Annotated in this window: 25 protein-coding genes and 1 riboswitch; of the genes, 21 read left to right on the top strand and 4 right to left on the bottom strand. The window is 68.4% G+C overall.

Annotation, left to right across the window (positions count from 1 at the left end):
• Positions 1-40: 40 nt before the first annotated feature.
• From AC3DE2_RS05405 to AC3DE2_RS05315, 19 genes are all read left to right on the top strand, one after another.
• The gene (locus AC3DE2_RS05405) at positions 41-1,843 is read left to right on the top strand and encodes a DUF2341 domain-containing protein (RefSeq protein WP_488425384.1); all 1,803 of its coding nucleotides are present in this window, start codon (positions 41-43) and stop codon (positions 1,841-1,843) included.
• Positions 1,844-1,854: 11 nt separating this feature from the next.
• Positions 1,855-2,262: an ExbD/TolR family protein gene (locus AC3DE2_RS05400; protein WP_295377583.1), complete on the top strand. Its 408-nt coding sequence runs from the start codon at positions 1,855-1,857 to the stop codon at positions 2,260-2,262.
• 4 nt (positions 2,263-2,266) lie between these two features.
• A complete protein-coding gene (gene tolA / locus AC3DE2_RS05395) occupies positions 2,267-2,950 on the top strand; it encodes a cell envelope integrity protein TolA (RefSeq protein ID WP_295377581.1) in 684 nt (227 codons plus the stop codon).
• Between the two features lie 55 nt (positions 2,951-3,005).
• Positions 3,006-4,724, top strand: coding sequence for a putative porin (locus AC3DE2_RS05390; protein ID WP_295377577.1), 1,719 nt, complete (start codon positions 3,006-3,008; stop codon positions 4,722-4,724).
• 64 nt (positions 4,725-4,788) lie between these two features.
• On the top strand, positions 4,789-5,079 hold the full coding sequence (locus AC3DE2_RS05385) for a hypothetical protein (protein ID WP_295377576.1): 291 nt from the start codon (positions 4,789-4,791) through the stop codon (positions 5,077-5,079).
• Between the two features lie 43 nt (positions 5,080-5,122).
• Positions 5,123-5,875 (top strand): SapC family protein, encoded by a 753-nt coding sequence (locus AC3DE2_RS05380; RefSeq protein ID WP_488425381.1) that lies wholly within the window; start codon positions 5,123-5,125, stop codon positions 5,873-5,875.
• Positions 5,876-5,914: 39 nt separating this feature from the next.
• Entirely contained in the window at positions 5,915-6,517 is a 603-nt protein-coding gene (locus AC3DE2_RS05375; RefSeq protein ID WP_488425380.1) for an OmpH family outer membrane protein, read from the top strand.
• Positions 6,518-6,578: 61 nt separating this feature from the next.
• A riboswitch (cobalamin riboswitch) is annotated at positions 6,579-6,815 on the top strand.
• 111 nt (positions 6,816-6,926) lie between these two features.
• Entirely contained in the window at positions 6,927-8,783 is a 1,857-nt protein-coding gene (gene btuB / locus AC3DE2_RS05370; RefSeq protein WP_488425378.1) for a TonB-dependent vitamin B12 receptor, read from the top strand.
• 19 nt (positions 8,784-8,802) lie between these two features.
• A complete protein-coding gene (locus tag AC3DE2_RS05365) occupies positions 8,803-9,372 on the top strand; it encodes a hypothetical protein (protein ID WP_488425377.1) in 570 nt (189 codons plus the stop codon).
• 13 nt (positions 9,373-9,385) lie between these two features.
• Entirely contained in the window at positions 9,386-9,997 is a 612-nt protein-coding gene (locus AC3DE2_RS05360) for a hypothetical protein (RefSeq protein WP_488425376.1), read from the top strand.
• Positions 9,994-10,620, top strand: coding sequence for a cob(I)yrinic acid a,c-diamide adenosyltransferase (cobO, locus tag AC3DE2_RS05355; RefSeq protein ID WP_295383380.1), 627 nt, complete (start codon positions 9,994-9,996; stop codon positions 10,618-10,620). The genes AC3DE2_RS05360 and cobO overlap by 4 nt, the downstream gene beginning before the upstream one ends.
• 11 nt (positions 10,621-10,631) lie before the next feature.
• Positions 10,632-11,921 carry a cobyrinic acid a,c-diamide synthase CobB gene (locus AC3DE2_RS05350; protein ID WP_488425375.1) on the top strand — a complete coding sequence of 430 codons (1,290 nt, stop codon included), beginning with the start codon at positions 10,632-10,634 and terminating at the stop codon, positions 11,919-11,921.
• A 14-nt stretch (positions 11,922-11,935) separates the two neighbouring features.
• The gene (cbiB, locus tag AC3DE2_RS05345) at positions 11,936-12,844 is read left to right on the top strand and encodes an adenosylcobinamide-phosphate synthase CbiB (protein WP_488425757.1); all 909 of its coding nucleotides are present in this window, start codon (positions 11,936-11,938) and stop codon (positions 12,842-12,844) included.
• Entirely contained in the window at positions 12,837-13,832 is a 996-nt protein-coding gene (gene cobD, locus AC3DE2_RS05340; protein WP_488425374.1) for a threonine-phosphate decarboxylase CobD, read from the top strand. The genes cbiB and cobD overlap by 8 nt, the downstream gene beginning before the upstream one ends.
• A complete protein-coding gene (locus AC3DE2_RS05335; protein ID WP_488425373.1) occupies positions 13,829-15,310 on the top strand; it encodes a cobyric acid synthase in 1,482 nt (493 codons plus the stop codon). Before cobD ends, AC3DE2_RS05335 begins: the two co-directional genes overlap by 4 nt.
• Positions 15,298-15,819, top strand: coding sequence for a bifunctional adenosylcobinamide kinase/adenosylcobinamide-phosphate guanylyltransferase (gene cobU, locus AC3DE2_RS05330; protein WP_488425372.1), 522 nt, complete (start codon positions 15,298-15,300; stop codon positions 15,817-15,819). The genes AC3DE2_RS05335 and cobU overlap by 13 nt, the downstream gene beginning before the upstream one ends.
• A 32-nt stretch (positions 15,820-15,851) precedes the next feature.
• Positions 15,852-16,391: a histidine phosphatase family protein gene (locus tag AC3DE2_RS05325; protein ID WP_488425755.1), complete on the top strand. Its 540-nt coding sequence runs from the start codon at positions 15,852-15,854 to the stop codon at positions 16,389-16,391.
• Positions 16,392-16,752: 361 nt separating this feature from the next.
• On the top strand, positions 16,753-19,839 hold the full coding sequence (locus AC3DE2_RS05320; protein ID WP_295383371.1) for a TonB-dependent receptor: 3,087 nt from the start codon (positions 16,753-16,755) through the stop codon (positions 19,837-19,839).
• Between the two features lie 83 nt (positions 19,840-19,922).
• Entirely contained in the window at positions 19,923-21,446 is a 1,524-nt protein-coding gene (locus AC3DE2_RS05315) for a tryptophan halogenase family protein (RefSeq protein WP_488425371.1), read from the top strand.
• A 46-nt stretch (positions 21,447-21,492) separates the two neighbouring features.
• Here the strand turns inward: AC3DE2_RS05315 and AC3DE2_RS05310 are convergent, their stop codons facing one another.
• Positions 21,493-22,380: a LysR substrate-binding domain-containing protein gene (locus tag AC3DE2_RS05310; protein ID WP_488425370.1), complete on the bottom strand. Its 888-nt coding sequence runs from the start codon at positions 22,378-22,380 to the stop codon at positions 21,493-21,495.
• A 151-nt stretch (positions 22,381-22,531) separates the two neighbouring features.
• Here AC3DE2_RS05310 and AC3DE2_RS05305 point away from each other — a divergent pair, with 151 nt between their 5' ends.
• Positions 22,532-23,215 (top strand): ankyrin repeat domain-containing protein, encoded by a 684-nt coding sequence (locus tag AC3DE2_RS05305; RefSeq protein WP_488425369.1) that lies wholly within the window; start codon positions 22,532-22,534, stop codon positions 23,213-23,215.
• A gap of 141 nt (positions 23,216-23,356) precedes the next feature.
• Positions 23,357-24,805, top strand: a complete 1,449-nt coding sequence (locus tag AC3DE2_RS05300) for an amidohydrolase family protein (protein WP_488425368.1) — start codon at positions 23,357-23,359, stop codon at positions 24,803-24,805.
• A 37-nt stretch (positions 24,806-24,842) separates the two neighbouring features.
• On the opposite strand, the gene AC3DE2_RS05295 is transcribed toward AC3DE2_RS05300, so the two are convergent.
• The 3 genes from AC3DE2_RS05295 to AC3DE2_RS05285 all read right to left on the bottom strand — a co-directional run bounded on the left by AC3DE2_RS05295 (position 24,843) and on the right by AC3DE2_RS05285 (position 26,437).
• Entirely contained in the window at positions 24,843-25,544 is a 702-nt protein-coding gene (locus tag AC3DE2_RS05295; protein ID WP_488425367.1) for a glutamine amidotransferase-related protein, read from the bottom strand.
• Entirely contained in the window at positions 25,541-26,110 is a 570-nt protein-coding gene (locus tag AC3DE2_RS05290) for a redoxin domain-containing protein (RefSeq protein WP_488425366.1), read from the bottom strand. Before AC3DE2_RS05290 ends, AC3DE2_RS05295 begins: the two co-directional genes overlap by 4 nt.
• A 90-nt stretch (positions 26,111-26,200) precedes the next feature.
• Positions 26,201-26,437 carry a hypothetical protein gene (locus AC3DE2_RS05285; protein ID WP_295383361.1) on the bottom strand — a complete coding sequence of 79 codons (237 nt, stop codon included), beginning with the start codon at positions 26,435-26,437 and terminating at the stop codon, positions 26,201-26,203.
• Positions 26,438-26,544: the final 107 nt, after the last annotated feature.

Below are 26,544 nucleotides of genomic sequence, written 5' to 3'. Positions count from 1 at the left end.
CCAAATTTTTTCTGTTCCCTATTTTTCTGGAGATGCATCCATGCAACGCGTCCTGACTTTGTTGTTGCTGTGCCTGGGCCTGTCGGTGCTCGGCCCGGCCCGCGCCGAGACCGGCTGGTGGCAGACCGACTGGAAATACCGCAAACCGCTGACGATCGACGCCGGCCCGCAGGGTGCGGGGCTGGGCGCCGGCGCCGGGCGCATGCCGGTGCTCGTCCGGCTGCACACCGGCAACTTCGCCTTCGACGGCGTGGCCGAGGGTGGCAAGGACCTGCGCTTCATCGCCGCCGACGGGCGCACGGTGCTCAACCACCAGGTCGAGCAGTACGACGCGGACCTGGGCATCGCGCTCATCTGGGTCGACGTGCCGGCGGTGAACCCCACCGCGCAGACGGTATGGATGTACTACGGCAACCCGAAGGCACCGGCCAGCGGCAACGGCCAACTGGTGTTCGATCCGGACTACACGGCGGTGTACCACTTCGCCGGCAAGGGCGCCCCGGCGCAGGACACCACCGCCTACGCCAACCACGCCAGCGGCACGTTCACCCCGCTGGACGGGGCGGTCATCGGTCGCGGCGCCCAGCTCGCCGGCACGCCGCTGCAGTTGCCGGCCACGCCCGCGCTGGCGGTGCCGGCCGGCGGTCCGCTGACCGTCTCGGCCTGGGTCAAGCCGGCCCAGGCCGGACCGGTGCAGACGGTGTACGTGCGCCGCGACGGCGCGCACGGGCTGCTGCTGGGCGTGGACAACGGCGTGCCGTTCGTGCAGGTGGACCAGACCCGCAGCGCGCCGGTGCCGGCGCTGGCGAGCGGGCAGTGGAGCCACCTGGCGCTCACTGCCGACGCGACCGGGGTGGTGCTGTATGTGGGCGGACGCGAAGCCGTGCGCCTGGCCACCCCGCTGCCGGCGCTGGCCGGTCCGGCCCAGGTCGGCGCGGACGTGGCGTCGCTGGAGGTGGGCGCGTTGCTGCCGCCGGCCCAGCCCTTCACCGGCGCGGTGGACGAGGTGCGCGTGTCCAAGGTCGCGCGTCCGGCCGGCCTGCTGCGGGCCGAGGCGCTGTCGCAGGGCGCGGCCTCGCGCCTGACCGCCTTCGGGCCGGACGAGCAGAACGCCGGCGTGAGCCATTTCGGCTTCATCCTGAAGGCCATGCCGGTGGACGCCTGGGTGGTGGTCATCGTGCTGGCGCTGATGCTGCTGCTGTCCTGGACCATCATGCTGGCCAAGGGCCGCTACTTCGGCCGCATGGCGCGGGCCAACGCGGCCTTCGCCGCGCAGTACCAGCAGGTGGCCGGCCAGCCCGCGGCCGCCCTGCAGGATCGCGCGCGCACCGGCGCGCTGGGCGAGGACGTGCGCCAGGCCTCCTCGCTGTGGCGGCTGTACGCCATCGCGATGGATGAACTGGGCGGCCGGCAGGCGCATGCGCACGGCCTGGGCGCGGCCGCGCTGGCGGCGATCCGTGCGGCCATGGACGCCGAGGTCATCCGCGAGAACACGCGCATGAGCCAGCGCATGAACTGGCTGTCCACCACCATTGAAGGGGCGCCCTACGTGGGCCTGTTCGGCACCGTCATCGGCATCATGCTGGTGTTCGCGGTGGCGGCCATGGCCGGCGCGGTGGACATCAACTCGGTGGCGCCGGGCATGGCCGCGGCGCTGCTGTGCACGGCCGCCGGCCTGGGCGTGGCCATCCCGGCGCTGTTTGGCTACAACTGGCTGGCCGCCCGCGCCGAGGCCATCGGCGCGGACATGGCGGTGTTCGTGGACGAGTTCAGCGCCCGCCTGGCCGAGGAGTACGACGCCGCCGGCGCCACGCCGCCGGTGCTGCACCCGGTGCGGGCCTGAGGAGCGCGTCCATGGCCGCCAAGCGAGGCATCAAGAAGCGCGAGAAGGGCATCAACGTCACTCCGTTCGTGGACGTGCTGCTGGTGGTGCTGGTCATCTTCATCCTGACCAGCAACGCCACCATTCCCGGGATTGAGGTCAACCTGCCCAAGGCCAGCGCCTCGGTGGCGCTGGAGAAGCCGCAGACCAAGGCCATCACGGTCGACAACGCCGGGCAGATTTTCCTGGACGCCTACCCGGTGAGCCTGGCCGAACTGGAAGAGCGCCTGCGCACCGAGCAGGCAGTCAACCCGGACCTGCCGGTCATCGTGCGCGGCGACGCGCAGGTGCAGTACGCGCGGGTGGTGGAGGTGCTGGATCTGCTGCGCAAGCTGGAACTGACCCAAGTCGGCCTGGTCACCGGCAAGGTGCCGGGGTGAGCGCATGAATCGGCCCCCGACCCGAACCCTCCAGGCGGCGCGCTGGGCCCGATGGCTCGGCGGGCTGGGCGCACTGGCGGCGCTGGCGCTGCTGGGGTGGTGGGTGCTGTTCCAGGACACCGCCAGCACCAAGCGTCCGGTCACCCCGGTGCCGATGCTCGCCCTGCCACCGCCGCCACCACCACCGCCGGAACCGGAGCCCGAACCCGAGCCGGAGGTGGAACCGGAAGAGGTGATGCCCGAGCCCGAGCCGCTGGAGGACGTGCCCAAGCCCACCGAGCAGGCACCGACCCCGGACACCGCCGACCCGGTGACCATGAACACCGACGCCCAGGCCGGCAGCGACAACTTCGGCATCCAGTCCGGCCGCGGCGGTGGCCTCAGCGGCACCGGCGCCGGCGGGGCCGGCAACGCCTCCTACGGCCGCTACCTGGGCTACGTGCTGCAGCAGGCCGTGGCCCGCGAGGAACGCCTGCGCCCGCTGGCCTTCCAGCTGACCCTCCACGTCTGGCTCGGCCCCGACGGCGAACTGAGCCGGGTCGAACTGGTGCGCGGCAGCGGCAACCCCGACGCCGATCAGGCGGTGCTGGAGGCCATCCGCGCCGTCGGCCGCCTGGACGAACGCCCGCCGGCCTCGCTGGTCTTCCCGGCCCGCGTGCTGGTGCAGGGCCGTCGCCCGGCCGGCTGAAACCGCCGCCCCTCCGCTTTTCATTTTCCCGATGACTTTTCCCTGCGAGCCCTCCATGACCCGTTCCCCCTCCCGTAGCGCCCGGCCCCTGGCCACCCTGGCCGCTGGCCTGGCCCTGGCCCTGGTTCTGTCCACCGCCCACGCACAGGACGCCCCGGCGCCCGACAGCACGATGATGAAGCTCATCCGCGGCCTCATCGACAGCGGCGCGCTCACCCCCGAAGTGGGCCAGGCGCTGCTGGACGAAGCCCGCCGCGAAGCCGCCGCGCGGACGCCGGCCGCGGCCGGCCCCGCGCTGGAACCGGGCGATGTGCGCGTGCCCTACATTTCCGAGTCCGTGCGCGAAGGCATCCGCGAGGAGCTCAAGGCCGAGGTGCTGGCGCAAGCCCGCGCCGAACGCTGGGCCGCCCCCGACGCGGTACCGGAATGGACCCAGCGCGTGCAGCTCACCGGCGACGTGCGCGTGCGCAACGAATCGCGCCTGTTCTCCGAAAGCAACAGCACCATCGAAACCGATTGGGGACGCATCAACGCAGGCGCCGGCTACGACATCAACCCCAACACCAACCTGGACCTGCCGCCGCTGCGCAACACCCGCCAGGACCGCAACAACTCCTGGCGCATCCGCGCCCGCCTGGGCGTGCTGGCGCAGCTGGGCGAACACACCCGCGCCGGCGTGCGCCTGGCCACCGGCAACGACACCAGCCCGGTGTCCACCACCCAGACCCTGGGCGGAGGCCTGGCCAAGAAGGACGCCTGGCTGGATCAGGCCTGGCTGACCTGGTCGCCGTTGCCGGGACTGGCCCTGACCGGCGGCCGTTTCGCCAATCCGTACTGGTCCACCGACATCCTGTTCTCCAACGATCTGAACTTCGACGGCGTGGCGGCCCGGTACGAACACGCCCTGGGCGCAGGCGGACCGACCCTGTTCGCCAGCCTGGGCCTGAGCCCGCTGGAGTACTCGGCCGACAACTTCCCGGCCACCAGCCAGGACAAGCAAGCCAGCCGCGACAAGTGGCTCAACGGCCTGCAGGTGGGCCTGGACTGGGGCTTCGGGGATGACCAGCGCCTGCGCGCGGCGCTGGCCTATTACCAGTTCCGCAACATCTCCGGCGAGTACTCGGCGCCGTGCGCGCTGTACGCCGGCGCCGAAGTCTGCAGCACCGACGGCACCCGCCCGGCGTTCATGCAGAAGGGCAATACCCTCATGCTCCTGCGCAACATCGCCCTGGACCCGCTGGATCCTGCCAATACTCCGCTGCCGCAGTACGTGGGCCTGGCTTCGACCTTCAAGCTGGTGGACGTGAATCTGAGCTGGGAAACCCCGGCGCTGGCCGACCACCGCCTGCGCCTGGAAGGCCACTGGCTGAAGAACACCGCCTACGACCCGCAGGCGATGTGGACCCGCGCCCGCGGCGGCCTGGTCACCAACCTGGCCGCGCCGGCCGGGGCCACCCCCACCGTGGCCGACCTCAAGAGCGGGGACACCGCCTGGCTGGTGCAGGGCACGTTCGGGGATCTGGCGCTGAAGCAGGCCGGCGACTGGCAGCTGTGGCTGGGTTACAAGCACATCGAACCGGACGCGTTGCCGGACGGGTTCAACGACTCCAACTTCCATCTGGGCGGCACCAACGCCAAGGGTTACACCCTGGGCGCGGCCTATGCCTTCGACCGCAACGTCTGGCTCACCGGCCGCTGGATGGCCGCCAAGCAGATCATGGGCGCGCCGCTGGCCATCGACGTGTTCCAGCTGGAGGTCAACGCCGGGTTCTGAGCCCGGCGATCGACCGCTTTCCCGACGGGGAAGCGGTCGGTTTCCCGAAACAAGACATGCCGACGTGAAAGAACGCTTCATCTCGCTGAGGAAGTTCACCGACAGATTCGCCGAAATCGTGCTGGTGGCGGACGGTCCGGTCCTGATCACCCGCGGCAAGGTTCCGCTGGGGTTCTACCTGCCGATCAAGGTCTGGGGCGGACAGCACGACTCGGACATCAACCGGCACATGGTTGAAATGGTCCTGCGGCAATCTGGGCAGACGCCGGAGGACATCGGCGAGTGCATCGAATCCTTCATCGAGGGCAAGCAGCTCCTGTACGCCATGCGCGGCAGGTTCGAGCCGCCCGCGTGAGCCGCTCCGGCATCCGGCCAACGCAATCCATGGAAAAAAAGACATGACCCAGACTTCCGAAACCGAATCGTCGAATCCCGCCGCCGGCGCCGACGCCAGCGCCTGGCCGCTGTTCTACCGCGAACCGCGCGTACTGTCCTCGGTCGAACACGCCGGATGGCGGGTGCGCCCGACCGGCGCCGGTTTCGCCGCCGCCAGCAATTCCGTGCCGGTGGTCATCGGCGAATTCGCCGCCGCGTCGCGCAATTACCCGCTGGTGTTCGCCGGCCCGGACCACACCCCGATCGCGGTGCTGGGCGTGGAAGCCGGTCGCAACCGTTTCGTCGTCGAAGACGCCTGGGTGGAACACGCCTATGTGCCGGCCTATGTGCGCCGCTATCCGTTCGTGTTCGTGCAGACCCGGGATCCGGAAGGCTACGTGCTGGCCATCGATGCCGGCGCGGACGCGGTGATCGCGTCGGGCGAGGAGGGCAGTCCGCTGTTCGAGGACGGCCAGCCCAGCGAGTTGACCCGGCAGGCGCTGCAGTTCTGCGACACCTTCACCCGCGAGGATCAGGCGACCCGCCGGTTCACCGCAGCCCTGGCCGAACAGGAACTGCTGATCGAACGCAGCGCCAACATCGCTTTTGCCGATGGCCGCCGCTCCAGCGTCGATGGGTTCCACGTGGTCGATGCGGAGAAGTTCAACGCGCTGCCGGACGCGGTGGTGCTCGACTGGCACCGCAAGGGCTGGCTGGCGCTGGTGCATTTCCACCTGGCCTCGCTGGGCCGGTTCAGCGATCTGCTGGCGCCCTGAGCGTTCTTCCTTCCCTCCCTTTGAATCCAGGACATCGCCATGTCGATTGATTGTTCCCTGATTTCCCGTTGCGCCGCGGTCGTGTTGCTGGCGTCCTCCGCCGTCGCCGCCCATGCCGCCGATGAGGTCGCGTCGATGGAAGGCCCGGCGGTGGCCGGCGTCTGTTTTCTCAGCCGCGAAGCGGTGTTCGCCAACGCCGCCGCCGGCAAGGACGCCGGCGCGCAGTTGCAGAAGCTGGTCACCGATGCGCAGGCCGAAATCGAACGCGACAAGGAGCGCGCGGAAGCGGAACTGCTGCGGTTGGGATTGCGTGGCAAGGTCGCTCCCGACAAGCTCACGCCGGAACAGACCAGGGCGGTACAGGACGCGCAGGCGGTCCAGCAGCGCGCCGCGCAACGCTCGCGCGAAATCGAGGCCACGCGCGCGGCCACCCTCGAGCAGATCTCCAACGCCGCGCAGCCGGTGATCGCCGAGGCCTACAAGCGCCACGGCTGCGGCGTGCTGATCGATCGCGGCACCGTGCTGGCCGGCAACATGAGCCACGACCTGACCGCCGACGTGGTCAAGTCGCTGGACGCCCGGGTGAAGTCGGTGCCGGTCGCCTTGCATCGCGAGGACACCGCCACGCCCGCCGGCCGCTGACGGCCCGCGTGCCATCGCTCCGGTGCCGGATGCGCACCGGAGCGACGCTCCCGCCAACTGCTATACTCGCGCCGCCTGAGGTGACCGCCGGCCTGGCCGGTGGTTGAAACGGGAATCCGGTGCGCCTGTTCGTGCTTGCATGATCGGCAATTCCGGAGCTGCCCCCGCAACGGTAGGCGAGACAAGGTCCGCAAACAGCCACTGTGCTTGATGCATGGGAAGGCGCGGATCGGAAGCACGGCCCACGGCCACGCTTCACTCGCGAGCCCGGAGACCGGCCTTTGAGCGGCGTGACATGCGGTGGGCGATGTCATGGGGCCCGATCCCTGTCGGGCTGCCATAGCACTCTCTTTCCGCCTGTCCTCATCCAACGTTCCCGCGCGGGCAGGCGCGGTCAAGGAGTGTGTCAGTGCATCCGCAATCGTTCTTCCGTCGCCATCGCCTGGCGGCGTCGTTGCTGTCTTCCCTTTCCCTTGTCGCGCCGGCGTTCGCCGACAGTCCCACCGATCTCGATGGCGTGGTGGTCACCGCGAGCCGTACCGCGCAGACCCAGGATCAGGCCCTGGCCGCGGTCACCGTCATCGATCGCGCCGAAATCGAACGCCTGCAACCGGCCTCGCTGCCGGATCTGCTGACCGGTCGCGTCGGTTTCTCGCTGGCCAACAACGGTGGGCCCGGCAAGTCCACCTCGGTGTTCCTGCGCGGCACCGAATCGGATCACGTGCTGGTGCTGGTGGACGGCGTCAAGCTGGGTTCGGCCACCAGCGGCGGCGCATCGTTGCAGGACATCCCGGTCGAGCAGATCGAACGCATCGAGATCGTGCGCGGGCCATTCTCCAGCCTGTACGGCTCGGAGGCGCTGGGCGGCGTGATCCAGATCTTCACCCGCCGTCCGCACGGCGCCTTCACTCCCAACTTCAGCGCGGCCATCGGCAGCGAGCGCACCCGCCGGATATCGGCTGGCGTGGGTGGCCGCACGGGCGATTCCGCTCGCGGCGGGTGGTACGCGGTCCAGGCTGGGCACGAGGACACCGACGGCATCAACGCCTACCGGGGAACCCGCAACTTCGATCCCGACCGCGACGGCTACCGCAGCCGCTCGCTGAGCCTGCAGGGCGGCTATCGTTTCAACGAACGTTGGGATGCCGAACTGCGTGTGTTCCGCGCGGAAGGACGCAACGAGTACGACGGCAGCCTCAACAACGAAGCCGATACGGTCCAGCAGGTGGTCGGCGGACGCGTGCGCTACGCGCCCGTTGACGGGCTGCGCCTCACCGCCAGCGTCGGCGCCAGCGCGGATCTGAGCGAGAACTTCCTCGATGGCGTCTATTCCTCCAATTTCGACACCCGTCGCAGGCTCGGATCGCTGCAGGCCGATATCGACGCGGGCGAGGGACTGTTGACCCTGGGCTACGACTGGTCCGGTGACGAGATCGACAGCAACACCCGTTATGCGCGCGACCGGCGCATCAACCGTGGCCTGTTCGGCCAGTGGCAGCGGGATTTCGGCAAGCATTCGCTGCAGGCCGGCGTGCGCCGCGACGACGACAGCCAGTTCGGCGGCGAGACCACCGGCAGCCTGCTGTGGGGCTGGAACTTCACCGAGCGGCTGCGGCTGGGAGCGAGCTATGGCACCGCGTTCAAGGCGCCCACCTTCAACGAGCTGTACTTCCCCGGCTACGGCAATCCGGAACTGGGCCCGGAGACGTCGCGCAGTTTCGAGCTGAGCCTGCGCGGTGAACACGGCCAGGCCCGCTGGGCGCTGCACGCCTTCGACACCCGCATCGACGACATGATTGCCTTCGACGCCTCGCTGGGCGATTCCGGCGGGCCCAACAACATCGATCGCGCCCGCATCCGCGGCATCGAGGCCGAGGGCGGCGTGCGCGTGGCGGACTGGGATCTGCGCGCCAGCCTGACCCGGCTGGATCCGCGCAACGATGGCGACAATCCCAACCACGACAACGTCCTGCCGCGCCGCGCGCGCGGCAGCGGGCGCATCGACGCGGATCGCCGCTTCGGCCGGTTCAGCGTGGGCGCGAGCGTGACCGGGGCAGGGGAGCGTTACGACAACCTGGCCAACACCACCCACCTCGGCGGCTACGGACTGGCGGATCTGCGCGTCGGCTACGCATTCGCGCCGTCCTGGAACCTGCAACTGTCGGCGGCCAACCTGTTCGACAAGCGCTACGAAACCGCCGCGCTGTACAACCAGCCCGGTCGCACCTGGCTGCTGACCCTGCGTTACCAGCCCGTCACTCCTTGAACCCCGCGCGGAGACCCTGATGAAACCCCTGTCGCGTTCCCTCCATTTCGGCCTGCTCGGTACGTTCGCCGCCTTCATGATCGCCACGCGCTTCCATCATTTCGGCGATGTCCTGCATCTGCCGGACGCATCGATGGCGTTGTTCTTCCTCGGTGGCCTGTACCTGCGTGGACACCTGCCGTTCCTGGGCCTGTTGGGTCTGGCCGTGGCCATCGACTGGGCCGCGATCGAACTGGCCGGTGTCAGCGATTTCTGCGTGACCCCGGCTTATGCCTTCCTGCTGCCCGCCTATGCGGTGCTGTGGTACGGCGGTCGCGCGTGGGCGCCGCGGATGGGCGCGGACTGGCGTGGCCTGTCCGGCGCGCTGCTGGTCGCGCTGGCCTGCGCCTCGTTGTCGTTCGCCATTTCCAATGGCGCCTTCTACTGGATGGGAGGACGCTATCCGCAACCGGAATGGCCCCAGTACCTGTCGCGGGTCTGGCAATGGGGGCCGCTGTTCGTGCGGACCACACTCGTCTACGTCGCCAGCGCGTTGCTGTTGCATGCGCTGGTGCGGTCCGCCCGGCGCCGGCGCGCCATCGGCGCCTGATCAGGAGAACGTCATGACCTCGCTTTCCCCTTCCGCTTCCGTTCTGCCACTGGCTTCCCACCGCGCCCAGGTCCTTTCGGGCATCGCTTTGGCACTGCTGATGATCGCCACCCGCGGCCAGCATTTCGCCAGCGTCGATGCGCTGCCCAGCGCATCGTGGGCGGTGTTCTTCCTGGTCGGTGCGTTGTTGCGCCCGATGTGGACGCTACCGGCGTTCTTCCTGCTGTCCTCGCTGCTGGACTTCAGCAGCCTCGCCAACGGCACCATCACCGACTGGTGCCTGTCGCCCGCATACTGGGCGCTGGCGTTCGCCTATGCGGCACTGTGGCTGGGCGGCCATGTGTACCGCGGGTTGCACCGCGATCACTGGCGCACGGTGCCGCGCCTGGCGCTGGCGCTGGTGGTGACCGCGAGCGTGGCGTACCTGCTGTCGAAGGGCGGCTTCTACTTCTTCTCCGGCCGCTACCCGGAGCCGACCCTGTCCGGATTCCTGGCGCGTGTTCCGCATTACTATCCGCGTGCCCTCGGTACGCTGGCCGGCTACGTGGGCGCCGCTTTCATCCTGCGGGCGGGCATCCGTGGCCTGTTCATGCGGACCGCCAGCCGGTCGGGCACGCCGGCATGAGCCGGGGCAGTGAACGGCGCGGCCTGGACGAGGACGCGCACTACCGCGAACGCGCACGGCGCAAGAAGGAACTGGTCGACCGCCGCATCGCCCGCGCCACCATCGACCGTGGCGTGCTGGTGGTGAACACCGGCAACGGCAAGGGCAAGAGTTCTTCCGGTTTCGGCATGCTCGCGCGCAGCCTGGGGCATGGTTTTCGCTGCGGGGTGGTGCAGTTCATCAAGGGCAGTTTCTCCACCGGCGAGGAGGCGTTCTTCCGTCGTTTCGGCGAGGACCTCGACTATAGGGTGATGGGCGAGGGCTTCACCTGGGAAACCCAGGATCGCGAGCGCGACATCGCCGCGGCCACCGCCGCTTGGAACGAGGCGGCGCGCATGTTGTCGGATCCGGCCTATGATTTCGTCCTGCTCGATGAACTCAATATCGCGCTGAACAAGGACTACGTGCCGCTGGGAGGCGTGCTGGCCGCACTCGCCGGGCGGCCCCCGCGCCAGCATGTGGTCATCACCGGGCGCGGCGCGCCGCAGGCGCTGATCGACGCCGCCGATACGGTCACCGAGATGCGCCTGGTCAAGCATGCGTTCAAGGCCGGCATCAAGGCCCAGCACGGGATCGAACTCTAGCGATGAATGCCATGACCCACCGCTGTCCCGCGCTGCTCGTCTCGGCTCCCGCATCGGGGCAGGGCAAGACCAGCGTGACCGCCGCGCTGGCCCGCTGGCACACCCGCCAGGGCCGGCGGGTGAGGGTATTCAAGACCGGTCCGGACTTCCTCGATCCAATGGTGCTGGCGCGTGCGAGCGGGGCACCGGCCTATCAGCTGGATCTGTGGATGACCGGCGAAGCGGACGCGCGTGCGCGCCTGCACGCCGCGGCGGGCGAGGCCGATCTGATCCTGATCGAGGGCGTCATGGGGTTGTTCGACGGCGTGCCCTCGAGCGCGGATCTCGCCCATGCACTCGGCATCCCGGTGCTGGCGGTGATCGACGGCTCCGCGATGGCACAGACCTTCGGCGCGCTGGCGGTCGGGCTGGCGCGTTACCGCGAAGGCCTGGCCGTGCATGGCGTCGCCGCCAACCGCATCGGCAGCGCCCATCATGCCGATCTGCTGCGTGGCAGCCTCCCGGCCGACCTACATTGGCTTGGCGCACTGCCACGCGATATGCAGCTGGCGTTGCCGGAGCGGCACCTGGGCCTGGTCGCCGCGGCCGAACTGGACGACATCGATATGCGGCTGGACGCGCTGGCCGACGCGTGGGCCAGCCATGCCAGTACGGTGTTACCGCCGGCGGTGGAGTTCGCCGCGGCGGCGCCCGCACCCGTGCCCGATCTGCTGCGTGGCAGACGCATCGCCGTGGCGCGCGATGCCGCATTCTGCTTCCTGTATCCGGCCAACCTGGATCTGCTGCGGACGGCGGGCGCCGAACTGCGCTTCTTCTCGCCGCTGGCCGGAGACCCGCTGCCGGATTGCGACGCGATCTGGCTGCCGGGCGGCTATCCCGAGCTGCATCTGGATGCCCTGTCGCAACGACAGGATCTGAAAGCCGTCCTGCATGCGCACCGCGACGACGGAAAACCGCTACTGGCCGAATGCGGTGGCATGTTGTATGCGCTGGGTGCGTTGACCGGCAAGGATGGCCAGCGTGCGCCGATGGCAGGCCTGCTTGCGGGCGAGGCGGTGCTGCAGGCACGGCTGGCGGCGCTGGGCCTGCAATCGGTGGACCTGCCGGAGGGCACATTGCGCGGCCACACGTTCCACTATGCGCAGGCGGATATCGAGGCGACGGCACTGGCCGAAGCCACCAATCCCAACGGCGGTCCCAGCCGCGAAGCGGTCTACCGCGATCGCCGTTTGACCGCCAGCTTCGTGCATTTCTATTTCCCCTCGAATCCGCAGGCCGCGCTGCGGTTGTTCCTGCCGTGAGCCTGGCGCTGGCGATGCTCGCCGGTGTCTGCCTGGATGCGTGGCTGGGCGAGGCCCGGCGCTGGCATCCGCTGGTGGGTTTCGGTCGGTGGGCCAACCGGCTGGAACATTGCCTGTATCGCGATGCGCGGATCATCGGGATGCTGGCCTGGGCGCTGGCGGTCCTGCCGGTGGTCGCGGTGGTCGTGTGGATCCGGGATTGGCTGGAACGGCTATCGCCGGGCCTGGCCACGGGCTTCGCGGCGGTGCTGCTGTACCTGGCGATCGGGCAGCGCAGTCTCGGTGAGCATGCGCGCGGCGTCGAGGCGGCGCTGGTCGCCGGCGATCTGGATGGCGCGCGGCGCGCGGTCGGGCACATGGTCAGCCGCGACACCAACGGGCTGGATGCGTCGCAGGTGGCCGCCGCGGCGACCGAATCGGTGCTGGAAAACGGCAGCGATGCGGTGTTCGCCGCCCTGTTCTGGTTCGCGGTGCTCGGTGCGCCCGGCGTGGTGCTGTACCGGCTGGCCAATACGCTGGATGCGATGTGGGGCTACCGCACGCCGCGCCATGGACGCTTCGGCTGGGCCGCGGCGCGCGTGGATGATCTGCTCAACCTGGTCCCGGCGCGCCTGGTCGCAATGACGTACGCGCTGCTTGGACGCACCTCGCGCGCATTGCACTGCTGGCGCACCCAGGGGCGGCGCTGGAAGAGTCCCAACGCCGGCCCGGTGATGGCGGCCGGCGCCGGCGCGCTTGGCGTCCAGCTGGGAGGAGCGGCGCCCTACCACGGCGTCTGGCAGGCGCGCCCGGCGCTGGGCGAGGGCAGGGCGGCCGACGTGGAAGCAATCGCGGCCGCACGGATGCTGGTGAATCGTGGCGTGGCGATGTGGTTGTCGATCGCGCTGCTGATCGGAATCGGCTGGGAGGTGATGCATGCTTGAACATGGTGGCCGCCTGCTGCGCGCGGCGCGGCAGTATGGAATTCCCGCGGATCAATGGCTGGATCTGTCCACCGGCGTCAGTCCGTTTCCGTGGCCGGTGCCGGCCCTGCCGGCGTCGGCCTGGCACCGCCTGCCGGAGGACGACGACGGTCTGATTGACATCGCGCGCGCGTACTACCGCGCGCCGGCGCTGCTGCCGGTCGCCGGTTCGCAGGCCGCGATCCAGGCGCTGCCACAGCTGCGCGCGGCGTCGCGGGTGGGCGTCATCGCCCCGGGCTATGCCGAACATGCGCACGCCTGGCGACAGGCGGGGCACGCGGTGGAAACCCTGCCGGCGGAAGCGCTGCGGGCGGCGGTGCAACGGTTCGACGTGATCGTGCTGATCCATCCCAACAATCCGGGCGGCGAACGCTTCACGATGGAGCATCTGCTTGCATTGCATGCGGATCTGTCGCGCCGGGGCGGCTGGCTGATCGTCGACGAGGCATTCATCGACGTGGAACCGGAAGCCAGCCTATGTGCCGAAAGTGGGCGCGAGGGACTGGTGGTGCTGCGCTCTGTCGGCAAGTTCTTCGGCATGGCGGGCGCACGCGCCGGCTTCGTGTGCGCGGCACCCCCGTTGCTGGATCGTTTGCGCGAACGGCTGGGCCCCTGGACCCTGAGCGGCCCGAGCCGGCATGCGTTGCGGTTGGCCCTGGCCGATGCGGACTGGCAGTCGATGGCACGCGCCCGCCTGCGTACCGCCGGCGAGCGCCTGGCCGGGACGCTGCATGGCGCGGGACTGGCGCCGGCGGGCGGCTGCGCGCTGTTCCAATGGTGCCGGTTTCCGGCTGCGCGCGGACTGCACGAGGCCCTGGCGCGGCAGGCGATCCTGACCCGCCTGTTCGAGGCACCGTCCAGCCTGCGCTTCGGTTTACCTGCCGACGAATCCGGCTTCGAGCGATTGCGCTTGGCTCTGGGCGATATCCACGCGGCGGCCATCGCATGAACGCGCGGGTATTGATGGTGCAGGGCTGCACCTCGGACGCGGGCAAGAGCACGCTGGTCACCGCACTGTGCCGCTGGCTGCATCGGCGGGGCGTGCGGGTGGCACCGTTCAAGCCGCAGAACATGGCGCTCAACTCGGCCGTGACGATCGACGGTGGCGAGATCGGGCGTGCGCAGGCGGTGCAGGCGCAGGCCTGCGGGCTCGCCGCGCACACCGATTTCAATCCGGTGCTGTTGAAGCCGGACAGCGACGCCGGTGCGCAGGTGATCTTGCATGGCAAGGCGGTGGCCCGACTGGATGCCGCGGCCTATCACGACTACAAGCGGGTAGCGCGCGAAGCCGTGCTGGCCTCGCATGCGCGGCTGTGCGCGGCCCACGAGGTGGTGGTGGTGGAGGGCGCCGGCAGTCCGGCGGAAATCAACCTGCGCGCGAACGACATCGCCAACATGGGATACGCGGAAGCGGTGGACTGCCCGGTGATCCTGGTGGCCGACATCGATCGCGGCGGGGTATTCGCACACCTGGTGGGCACGCTGGCGCTGTTGTCGGAAAGCGAGCGGCGGCGGGTGAGGGGATTCGTCATCAACCGGTTCCGCGGCGACAGGGCGTTGCTGGAGCCCGGTCTCGCCTGGCTGGAACGCGAGACCGGCAAGCCGGTGCTGGGCGTGTTGCCGTATCTGCACGGCCTGCATCTGGAGGCCGAGGACGCCTTGCCGGCGTCCGTTGCCGACAAGCCCGATGCGTGCCTGCGGATCGTGGCGCCGGCGCTGCCACGCATCAGCAACCACACCGATTTCGACGCGCTGCGCGCGCATCCGCAAGTGGACTTCCGCTTCATCGGCCCTGGCGAAACACCACCGCCCTGCGATCTGATCATCCTGCCGGGCAGCAAGTCCACCCGCGCGGATCTGGCCTGGTTGCGTGCGCAGGGCTGGGAACCGGTACTGGCACGGCACCTGCGCTACGGCGGCAAGGTGATCGGCATCTGCGGAGGCTTCCAGATGCTCGGCCGGGTCATCGCCGATCCCGGGGGCGTCGAAGGCACTCCCGGCGCCAGCACGGGACTGGGATGGCTGGACATCGAGACCACGCTGGCGCCGGAGAAACGGCTGCGCAATGTCCGGGGTGTTCTTCGCCTCGCCGATGGCCAGGTGCCCGTCACGGGCTACGAAATCCATTGCGGTGTCAGCCAGGGCGGCGGGCTTGCCTCGGCTCCGTTGCTGCTCGAGGACGGGCATGCCGATGGCGCGTGTTCGGCGGATGACCAGGTGTTGGGTACCTATGTGCACGGCCTGTTCGATTCGCCGCCGGCGTTGGCCGCATTGCTGCGCTGGGCCGGGCTGGAAAGGCCGGTCGCCACGGACGTTCATGCGTTGCGCGAAGCCGCCATCGAGCGGCTGGCCGACGCGGTCGAGACGCATCTCGATACCACGACGCTGCTCCATCTGCTGGAACGGGAGGCTCAATGCATAGCCTGATCCTGGGGGGCGCGCGATCCGGCAAGAGCGCGCTGGCCGAGCGCTGGGCGACGGACTCCGGCCTGCCGGTGACCTATGTCGCCACCGCCCGCATCGGCGACGACGAAATGGCGGCGCGCATCGCGCACCATCGCGCGCGACGGCCGTCGGATTGGGCCTGTATCGAGGCACCCACCGCGCTCGCCGCGACGCTGGCGCGGCATGCGGCCGAGGATCGCTGCCTGCTGGTGGACTGCATGACCCTGTGGCTGAACAACCTGCTGCTTGACGCCGACGGCGCGATGTTTGATCGGGAGCGCGGGGCATTGCTGGCGACGCTGCCCGGCCTGCCGGGGGAGATCCTGCTGGTCAGCAACGAAGTCGGTTGTGGCGTCGTGCCGATGGGCGAACTGAGCCGCCGCTTCGTCGACGAGGCCGGTCGCCTGCACCAAGACCTGGCGCAGGTCTGCGGACGGGTGGCATGGGTGGCGGCGGGACTGCCGCTGGCACTGAAGGGAACCTTGCCGTGACGCGCCGGCACGGCGGCACCAGCATCGAACTGATGCGCCACGGCGACACCGGCCAGGTCAGCTATCGCGGGCAACTGGATGATGCGCTCTCGCCCCTGGGCTGGGCGCAGTTGCGCGAGGCTTGCACGGCGCGTCACTGGGATCGGGTGGTGTCTTCCACCCTGCAGCGATGCGCGGCATTCGCCGAAGAACTGGCGGAGCGTCGCGACCTGCCGCTGCGGTTGGACGCGCGCCTGGTCGAGTACGACTTCGGCCAATGGCAGGGTGTTCCGATCGAACAACTCCAGCGCGATTCGCCGGACACCCTGCAGCGCTACTGGAGCGATCCGGAGCATCACGCGCCACCGGGAGCGGAAGCCTTCGGCGCATTTCGTGATCGCCTCGGCGCCGCACTGGACGAGATCGCCCGCGAGGCCGGAACCCATGGCGGACGGACACTGGTCGTGACCCACGGCGCGGTCATTCGCCTGTTGCGATGCCTGGTGGAATCGCGTGGCTTCGGCGACATGGTCCGCATCGAGGTCGCGCACGCCTCGCTGCATCCCCTGGCCTGGACCGGCCGGAACCCCTGAAGGGTTCCGTTCGGTATCCGGAGGCAGGTTCCTGCGGGATGACAGGGCCGGCATGGCTTTCCCGATTCGCGACCCGCACGACGGGTGGAGCGCACCTCTGAAAGGCTGGACGGGCGATGCTGCGGGGCAGCATGCACCCGGGAAATCCCTGTGCTAATAATCTGCCGCCCATCGCTTGAATCGATCCAAATACGGAAGCGGTCACGAGTGGGAAGCACTGGCGGGGCGATACCGACGTATCCAGTCATTCCGGCAACGGGGTGATCTCCGCGTATTTGAACGAGGCAAAGGTTCCGAAAAATTTAGATCGATACAAAATCCAGCGTCAGTAACCGATTCAATCCAGGAGAGGGTGATTGAAATGAAACAGGTTCCACGCAAGCGCATCAGGAATTCGCTGTCCACGGCGATCGCCATCGCATTGACCGCGACGGCCGCATTGCCGGGCAGCGTGCTCGCACAGCAGGCGGCACCCCCGGCCCAGACCGGCACGCCCGCCACCGCCACCGACCTGGACCAGGTCACGGTCACCGGTTACCGCTACTCGATCGAGCAGAGTCTCGAACAGAAACGCAACGCCAACGCGGTGGTCGAGGTCATCACCGCCGAGGACGTCAGCAAGTTCCCCGACAAGAACGTGGCCGATGCGCTGCAGCGCGTGCCCGGCGTGATCATCACCCGGGATGGCGGCGAAGGAAAAACCGTCAGCGTGCGCGGCCTGTCCTCGGACCTCACCCTGACCCAGTTGAACGGCAACTACATCGCCTCGTCCGAGACCAACGATGAAGCGTCGCGCTCGTTCAACTACACCCTGCTGCCGGCCAACATGCTGTCCAGCGCGGAACTGTTCAAGACGCCGGAAGCCCGGATCGACGAAGGCGGCATCGGCGGCACGGTGATCCTGCACACCCGCCGCCCGCTGGACATGGAAAGCAACTCGGGCTTCGCCACCGTCGAAGGCACCTATTCCGACACCAGCAAGACCACCGATCCGCAGTTGTCGGCGATGTATTCCTGGCACAGCGATGACGACCGGTTCGGCGTCCTGGTGGGAGTGACCAAGCAGAAACGAACCAACCGCAGCATGGAAGTCACCACCGAGGACTACCAGTGGTATGGCGACGACTACGAGGGCTCGCCCGCGGTCGACGTCAACGGACGTCCGCAGACCCAGGACGGCATCCACTACTGGTGGGGCCAGTCCGGTTTCTACAACCAGGGCGGCGACTACTATTCGAATTTCTTCATGCCGACCTCGGTCAACTTCGCCGTCCGCGAAGAGGAGCGCGAGCGCGAGGGCGCGCAGCTGACCTTCCAGTTCAAGCCGACGGACAACCTCACCCTGACCGCCAACTATTTCCGCTTCGAGCTGCAGGGCGACTACACCCTGAACATGCTGAAGATTCCGGAATGGAACCTGGCGCGTTATTCGGGCGACGGCAACTGGCCGGGCGGCCGGCTGCTCAACGGGCTGACCTTCGACCGCAGCGGCACCATCGTCACCGGCGCCGAGTACGAAAAGCTGCCCGGCAAGACCTACTACTGCAGCGAGGACGAAGCCGCCGCCGCCGGCCTGGAACCGGGCGGCTGGGGACCGGACGACTGCACCATCCCGACCCCGCAGCTGACCGGCGGCTACAGCCGCGAGAAGGCGCTTTCGCAGACCGCCGACCTGGCGATCGAATGGGATATCGGCCCGCTCTGGAAGGCCTCGTTCAAGGGCGGCCGGACCTGGTCCGAAGGTGGCCCGTCGATGAACTTCCGCATGTCGGCCAAGCCGCGTCGCCAGGTCGATGGCGTCTGGCAGGCGGGCAATACCTACAGCGCCTGGGACTTGACGGGTACGCCCACGGCGACCTTCTCGCCGAACCTGCAGGACATGCTGATGGCGGGCGTGGCGGAGATCGACACCGGCTCCACCGACTCGTCCTGGATGGAGACCGAACTGGAGCAGAACTACTTCCAGGCCGACTTCACCAAGCTGTTCGAGGACGGCTGGCTGGATTCGATCCAGTTCGGCGCGAAGTACCGGGACGGCAAGGTCCATCGCAATACCGGCAACACCTACTGGGTCTGCCAGGGAGCCTCGCCGGACGATTACGAGGCGCGCTACCAGTCCGGCGGTTGCGACGATCCGGAGAAGGGCATCGCCCAGCCCGGCTTTTTCTATTCGAAACCCATCGGCAACATCGCCGGCGGTTTCAACGCCAACGTCTTCCCGGGCATCAATTTCCCGGCCTACATCAACTACCTCAACAGCCGCTATGGCGGCATGCAGAACCGGCGCGAACCGGATTTCATCTACAACGTCGGCGAGAAGATCTATTCGGGCTACTTCCAGGCCAACTTCCGCACCGATCGCCTGCGCGGCAACATCGGCGTGCGCGTCGTCAGGACCAAGCAGAGCGCCGCATCCACCGATTCGGTCGAGCGGTTCATGGACTACTTCGTCGACGGTCCGGACGGCAACCCGCTGGCGTGCCCGGCCGGCGAGCCGCCCGCGGGAACCGTCTGCGAATCCGGCTTCGTCCGCCGCGACGTGCGCGAGAAGACCTACGAGCTGGCCTCGCTGGAGAAGTCCTACACCGACGTGCTGCCCAGCTTCAACATCGCCTATGACCTGAGGGACGACCTGGTGCTGCGCGCCGCCGCGTCCAAGGTCATTTCACGCGCGGGTTACACCAGCATCGCCTATCCCGGCGGTCTCCAGTTCTACAGCGAGGAGTACAGCAACGATCGGCGCGTGGCGGGCGGTACCACCAACCCGGGCTGGTACGGTTCGGGCAGCAACAAGGATCTGCAGCCGTTCGAGGCGACCCAGTTTGATGTCGGGCTGGAGTGGTACTACAAGCCCGGCTCGGTGCTGGGCGCCGGACTGTTCCGGAAGAACGTCAAGAACTTCACCGTCGAAGTGGTCCGCGACCAGCAGCTGGTGGTGGGTGGGGAAACGGTGACCATCCAGGGCTACAGCACCGATGCCAATGGTCGCGATGCGGTATCGCAGGGCGTGGAGCTGTATGCGCAGCACACCTTCGACACCGGCTTCGGCTTCCAGGCCAACTACACCTACAACGACACCAACCTGGCCTCGATCGTCCTTGACGGAGAGAACATCGGTGACTCGCCGTTGGCGGGCAGCGCCAAGAACCAGGCAAACCTCACGGTGTTCTACGAGAACGACAGGTTCCTGGCCCGCGCCTCCTACAACCGTCGCGGTGAAGTCATCGGCAACTTGAACAATGGCTTCACGATCTACAGCGAACCCTATGACCAACTCGATCTGAATGCCGCCTACAACATCACCGACTACCTGACGTTGACGGGTTCGGTTTTGAATGCGACCAAGTCGGAACAGCGGGAGCACCTGGGCAACGACACCGATGCCCGCACCTACTCCAACACGTACTCCGGCCGCATCCTGTACCTGGGCCTGACTTACAAGTTCTGAGTCGTGGCATCCATCCCCCTCGCCTCCGGGCGAGGGGGATTTTCTTTGGCAAGCCGCAGGAGACTCCCGGGGAGGGGCAGGTCATGACGGATACCGACAATCGAATCCGGCGCGTGGTCGTGGTCGGCGGAGGCAGTTCCGGCTGGATGGCGGCGGCCACGCTGGCCACCTTCATCGGCCGGGGCGCGGAGGTCCGCCTGATCGAATCGGAAGAGATCGGCATCATCGGGGTGGGTGAGGCCAGCGTCCCCCATATGCGCTTGTTCAATGCGCAGGTGCTGGGCATCCGCGAAGCCGATTTCGTCACCCAGACCCGTGGCACCTTCAAACTGGGCATCCAGTTCAACGACTGGGCGCGCATCGGCGACAGCTACATCCATGGCTTCGGCACGATCGGGCGATCGCTCGGACCGCTGCCGTTCCACCAATTCTGGCTCAAGCTGTTCCAGTCCGGCCGCGTCCCCGGTATCGGCGCCTACTCGTTGCCCACGGTGGCCGCGCCGCTGCACAGGTTCATGACCAGCCCGGAACAGGCGCCCGCCGGATCGCCGCTGGCGGACATCGCGTACGGCTACCACTTCGATGCGGGCCTCTACGCGCGCTACCTGCGCAACCTGTCCGAGCGGCGAGGCGTGACCCGCATCGAGGGCAAGGTGGTGGATGCCGTCCAGCGCGCCGGGGATGGTTTCATCGAAGCGGTGGTGATGGAGAGCGGCGAACGCATCGAGGGCGATCTGTTCATCGATTGCTCCGGATTCCGCGGCCTGTTGATCGAACAGGTACTGAAAACCGGCTACGAGGACTGGTCGGAATGGCTGCCGTGCGACCGGGCGATGGCGGTGGCGTCGGAAAGCGCGGGACCGCTGACTCCCTATACGCGTTCCACGGCGCGCGCGGCGGGCTGGCAGTGGCGGATTCCGTTGCAGCATCGCGTCGGCAATGGCTACGTCTACTCCAGCCGGTATCTCAGTGACGACGAGGCGGCCGCGACCCTGCTCGCGAATCTCGATGGTCCGGCATTGATCGACCCGCGCCCGCTGCGCTTCACCGCCGGCCGCCGGCGCAGGTTCTGGAACCGCAACGTGGTCGCGCTGGGCCTGGCGGGTGGCTTCATGGAACCTCTCGAATCCACCAGCATCCATCTGGTCCAGTCCGGCCTGCAGCGGTTGCTCGGCCTGTTTCCCGATCTGGGTTTCGATCCCCTGTTGATCGATCGCTTCAACCGCGACTCGATCTTCGAGTACGAGAGGATCCGCGATTTCCTGGTCCTGCACTACAACGCGACCGAACGCGACGATACGCCGTTCTGGAATCACTGCCGCACGATGGCGATACCGGACACGCTGCGCGAGACGGTCGAGCTGTTCCGCCTGGATGGGCGCTACTTCCGCAATGGGGAGGATTTCTTCGCGCTGCCGAGCTGGGTCCAGGTGATGCTCGGCCAGCGCATCGTGCCGCGCGGCTATCACCCCATCGTGGACGAAATGCCGGAGGATGAACTGGCCAGCTTCGTCGAGCGCGTGCGCCAGGGACTGGCCAAGGCCGTGGAAGCGATGCCCCTGCACCAGGACTTCATCGCCCGCTACTGCGAGTCAGCGGACGTATGAGCGCGCGCGGCGGGCCAGCGCCGCTCGCGGAAGGCGCTGCACGCGATCAGCCCCGCGTGCGCGGCGTGGCGACCAGGCGCCCGAGTTCGGCGGCCAGCGCCCGCACCAGGGCGTCGGCGCTGGGGCGATGGAACAGCGCGACTTCATAGCTGTCCACCGACGGCAATCCGTGGCGACGATCCAGCACCTTGTGGTGCCGGGTGATGGCGCGCTTCGGCAGCAGGCTGATGCCCATGCCATCGGCGACCGCGTCCTGGATGCTGGCCAGGGACGAGCTGGAGAAGGCGATGCGCCAGCGCCGCCCACCCGCTTCGATGGCGCTGATCATCTCTTCCCGATACAGGCCGCGCATGGGGAAGGTCACCAAGGGAACCGGATCCTGATGCAGGCTCGGACGGGCAGGGCTGTCGATCCAGTGCAGTGGTTCGGGCCAGCAGCGGACGGCTTCGCGGGTATTGCGACGTTGCTTGACCAGCGCCAGATCCAGTTCGCCGCGATCGTAGGCCTGCGCCAGGTCCCGGCTCAGGCCGGTGGTGACTTCCAGCTTCACCTGCGGATGCCGGCGGGTGAACGCGGCGAGCATGCGGGTGGCGCGGGTTCCGGCGAAATCGTCCGGCACGCCCAGGCGGATGGTCACGGCCACGGTGACACCGGCCAGGCTGTCGAATAACTGATCGTTGACGTTGAGCATGTGCCGCGCGTGGCCCAGCAGTACCTGGCCGGCCTCGGTGGGCCGTGCGTCTCGGGTGTCCCGGGTGAGCAGCCGATGCCCGGTCAGATCCTCGAGCCGGCGTATCTTCTGGCTGATGGTCGACTGGGTCGAATGCAGATGGGTCGCGGCGGTGGTGAAACTGCCGCAGTCGGCCACCATCAGCAGGGCGCGCAGCAGGTCCAGTTCGATCAGGGGTCTATTCGTTTTCTGGATTCCGGCCATTTGAATATTTAATTTCCCGATGGATGGCGGGCGTTCTAGCATCAGCACCAGGTCCGGGCAAGCGTGCCCCGACCCCGCCGGGACTCAGGAAGATGCCGTCCCGGGGCCGCACGCCCGCGGCCCAGTTCCCGGCGTCAGCCTGGAGTTCCCGATGTCATCGATGGTGTACCGCGTGGGCGCGGGTTGCCTGCTCGCCGCCTCGCTCCTGCTGGCGGCATGTGTCGGCGCGAAAGGAGGAGAGTTGGACAACCGTTTGTGGAAAGCGGCCGCCGCGGGCGACGCGCGGGCGATCGACGTCCTGCTGGGGCAGGGAGCCAGCGTGGACGCACGCGACGGCGAGGGCCGCACCGCGCTGCTGCTGGCCACCCATGCCAACCAGGTCGAGGCGGCACGCGTCCTGATCCGGGCCGGCGCCGACGTGAACGCCAAGGACGCCATCCAGGACAGTCCCTATCTCTATGCCGGCGCCCGTGGCCACCTGGATATCCTGCGGATGACCCTGGCGCACGGCGCCGATCTGCGCAGCACCAACCGTTACGGCGGCACGGCCCTGATTCCGGCCGCCGAACGCGGCCATGTGGAAACGGTGCGGGCGTTGATCGAGGCCGGCGTGGACGTCGACCACGTCAACCGGCTGGGTTGGACCGCGCTGCTGGAGGCGATCATCCTGGGGCAGGGCGGACCGAGCCATGTCCGCATCGTCGAAGCGCTGATCGGCGCGGGCGCGGACGTCAACCTCGCCGACGGCGAGGGCGTCACCCCGTTGCAGCATGCGCGCCGGCGCCATTACCACGGCATCGTCAATCTCCTCGTGCGGGCTGGCGCACGCGGATAGCAGGATCGGCCGGGTGGTCCGGCCTGCTGTTCCCCTTCCAGCACCGGTTGGCTGCGCGCATCTCCCTTCGCGCAGCCAACCTTTCCGATTTCCACGCGCGTTTTCATCGAGCGCGCCCGCTTCGAAGCTACCGGATACCCCATGCTCAGATCACTGCTCTCCGCGTTCCCCTTCGCCCTCGCGCTGGCCCTGCCGGGCTTCGCCGCCGAGTCCGCCGACGTGGTCATCCGCCATGCCGCGGTCGTCGATGTCGCCCAGGCGCGGGTGCTGCCGGATCAGGCCGTGGTCCTGCGTGGGCAGGACATCGTGGCGGTCGGCCCGGACGCGGAACTCGCCGGTCGCTGGCAGGCCAGGCGCAGCATCGACGGTCGCGGACGGTTCCTGATTCCCGGCCTGTGGGACATGCATGTGCACTTCGGTGGCGGCCCCGCGCTGGTCGAGGAGAACAAGGCGCTGCTGCCGCTGTACGTCGCGCATGGCATCACCAGCATCCGCGACGCCTCCGGCGACCTGCCCGAGCAGGTGCTGGCGTGGCGCGAGGCGATCCGCGCCGGTTCCCTGGCGGGGCCGCAGCTGTTCACCTCCGGCGCCAAGATCGAAGGGTTGCGCCCGGTATGGAAGGGCACCCTGGAGGTGGGCGACGAGGCCGGCGTCGACGCGGCGCTCGCCCGCCTGCGCGCTGACCGCGTCGACTTCGTCAAGATCACCGACAGCACGCTGACGCCACCGCTGTTCCTGTATGCGTTGTCGCGGGCGCGCGAAGCCGGCTTGCGCACCTCCGGGCACATCCCGATGGCGTTGACCGTTTCGCAGGCGGTGGACGCCGGCATCCGTTCGCTGGAGCACATCGACTACGCGTACAAGGCCGGCGTGAAGGACGAGGCGGGGATTGCCGCCGATTTCGCAGCCGGTCGCATCGACCGCGCCGAAGCCAACCAGCGCCTGCGGCAGGGATTCGACCGCGATACCGCGCTGGCCGCGTACCGGCAGCTGGCCGCGAAGGACGTATACGTCACGCCAACCCTCAATGGGGGCCGCATCATCGATTTCCTGGATGTCGACGATCACAAGGACGATGATTATCTCGCCTACATCGGCCCGGGCCTGCGCGCGACCTACGCCTGGCGGGTGGAGCGTGCCGCCAAGGCGACGCCTGAACAGATCACCGCGCGGCATGAGCACTACCGCGAGCTGGCGGCGGTGCTGCCGCTGCTGCAGCAGGCGGGCGTCACCCTCATGGCCGGCACCGACGCGGGTTTCCTGAATTCGTACAACTATCCCGGCATCGGCCTGCACGAGGAACTGTCGCTGTACGTCAAGGAGGGCCTGACGCCCGCACAGGCGCTGGCCTCGGCCACGCGCGCCGGCCCGGCCTGGTTCGACCGCCTGGATCGCTATGGCGACATCGCGCCGGGCAAGGCCGCGGATCTGGTCCTGCTGGATCGCAACCCGCTGGAAGACATCCAGGCCACCCGTGCGATCCACGCGGTGGTGCTGCGCGGCGCCGTGCATGACCGTGCGGATCTGGATCGGATGCTGGCCGACGCGAAACGCCAGGTGGCGGAATGGAACGCGCAGCGCACGCCCTGATGGCCGGGTGCGCTTGAGTCCGGCCCGAGCGCGCGGATCAGGCCGGCAGCGCGTCCAGCCATTCCCCCAGTATCCGCCGGCACAGGTCGCTCGCGGCGTCGGCCTGCCGTCGGCCGGCTTCCTGCAACGCCACGGCGTCCACGCCGCTCTCGCGCACTTCGCCGGCATGCCCTTCGGTCCATTCGCGCAGTCGATGCAGCTCGGTCTCGATATGGAATTGCAGGCCGAGGATGCGCGTTCCCACGCGGAAGGCCTGCACCGGACAGGCGTCTGTTTCCGCCAGGCGTTCGACATGCGGCGGCAGGGCGATGGCTTCGCCGTGCCAATGCAGCACCGGCTGGTCGCCCGCCAGATGGCGCAGCGGTGAATCCCTCCCCGCATCGGTGAGACGCAGCGGCGCCATCCCGATCTCCCGCGCCGGCATCGGCGCGACCTTGCCGCCCTGGGCCAGCGCGATGATCTGCGCGCCCAGGCAGATGCCGAGCAGCGGGATGCCGCGTTCGCCGGCCACGCAAGCGAGCCGCAGTTCGTCGGCGATGGCGGGATCATGCCCATGGTCGTTGGCGCTCATGGGACCACCCAGGATGACCAGCAGATCGACATGCAAGGGATCGATGGACCACACCTCGTCGGCGGGAGGCCGATAGGTGGTGATGCGGTATCCGCGTTCCCGCAGCAGCGGCGCCAGGTGGCCTGCGTCCTCGAAACCGACATGCTGGATGACGATGGCATTCTTCATTCGGCGGTCCCGGCCGGGGCAGGGGGGAAGGGGCCGGCGCAACCGTCGCCCGTGCATCCGGCGATGGCGGTGGGCTCCCCGGCATTGGCCGGCGCCTCACCCAGCAGTGCGCCGATCTGCGCGCCCAGCACCAGATCGCTGACCTGGCCGAAATGCTGCTGGCGAACCCGGCCCTGGCGATCGATGAGGGTCAGTGTGGGGGTGCCCTGCATGGCGTAGGCGCGCATGGTCACCGGAATGGGACCGCGCGGCGCGGGCTGGTCGACGCCCACGGGAAACGGGATGCGGTACTCGTGCAGGAACGCCTGCAGCGCGGCCGGGGTCATCACGTCGCGGTGCTCGAAGACGGTATGCAGCCCGACCACCGCGACCTGGTCATGAGGAAAAGCGGCATGCACGCGGACCGCCTGCGGCAGGCCATGGGAGACGCAGCCGGGACAGAGCATCTGGAAGGCTTCCAGCACGATGACCTTGCCGCGCAGCGCCGGCAGCGTCAGCGGCGTGGGCGTGTTGAACCACTGCTGCACCTGCCAGTCAGGCGCAAGGGGATGGTAGGTGTTGTCCATGCGGGGCGCGGACGCCAATCTCCTTTCGGGAAATGGACCGGGCAGGCCGAAGCCCGCCCGGCAGGGCATTGAAACGCGAAGACCGTCCGGTCAGCGCAGATCGGCCAGGGCGGCACCGAAGTTGATGTGCAACGGCAGACCGGCCAGCACCAGCGCCGGCACGGATTGCACGCCCGCGGCCTCGGCTTCGGCGATGCGGGCTTTCTGTTCGCCCAGGTGGACAACTTCCACGTCGTACCGCGACGGATCCAGCGAGGACGCGAGCTGCTGCTCGGCATCGACGCAGACCGGGCATCCGGCGTGATAGAAAACGGCTTTCTGGCGCATACTGGAATCTCCTCTTGCTGCTCTTCACAGGGTGGGTGGGGGAACCGGGGGGGGGGCCGAGGCAGTAGGGCGCCCCCCCCATTTACCCCCAGGGGGGCTTTAGGAGC

This window comes from Pseudoxanthomonas sp. 68-E7 (assembly GCF_057773145.1).
Note: the sequence above shows the minus strand (reverse complement) of the source record. Positions and strands in the feature narration are given on the sequence as shown.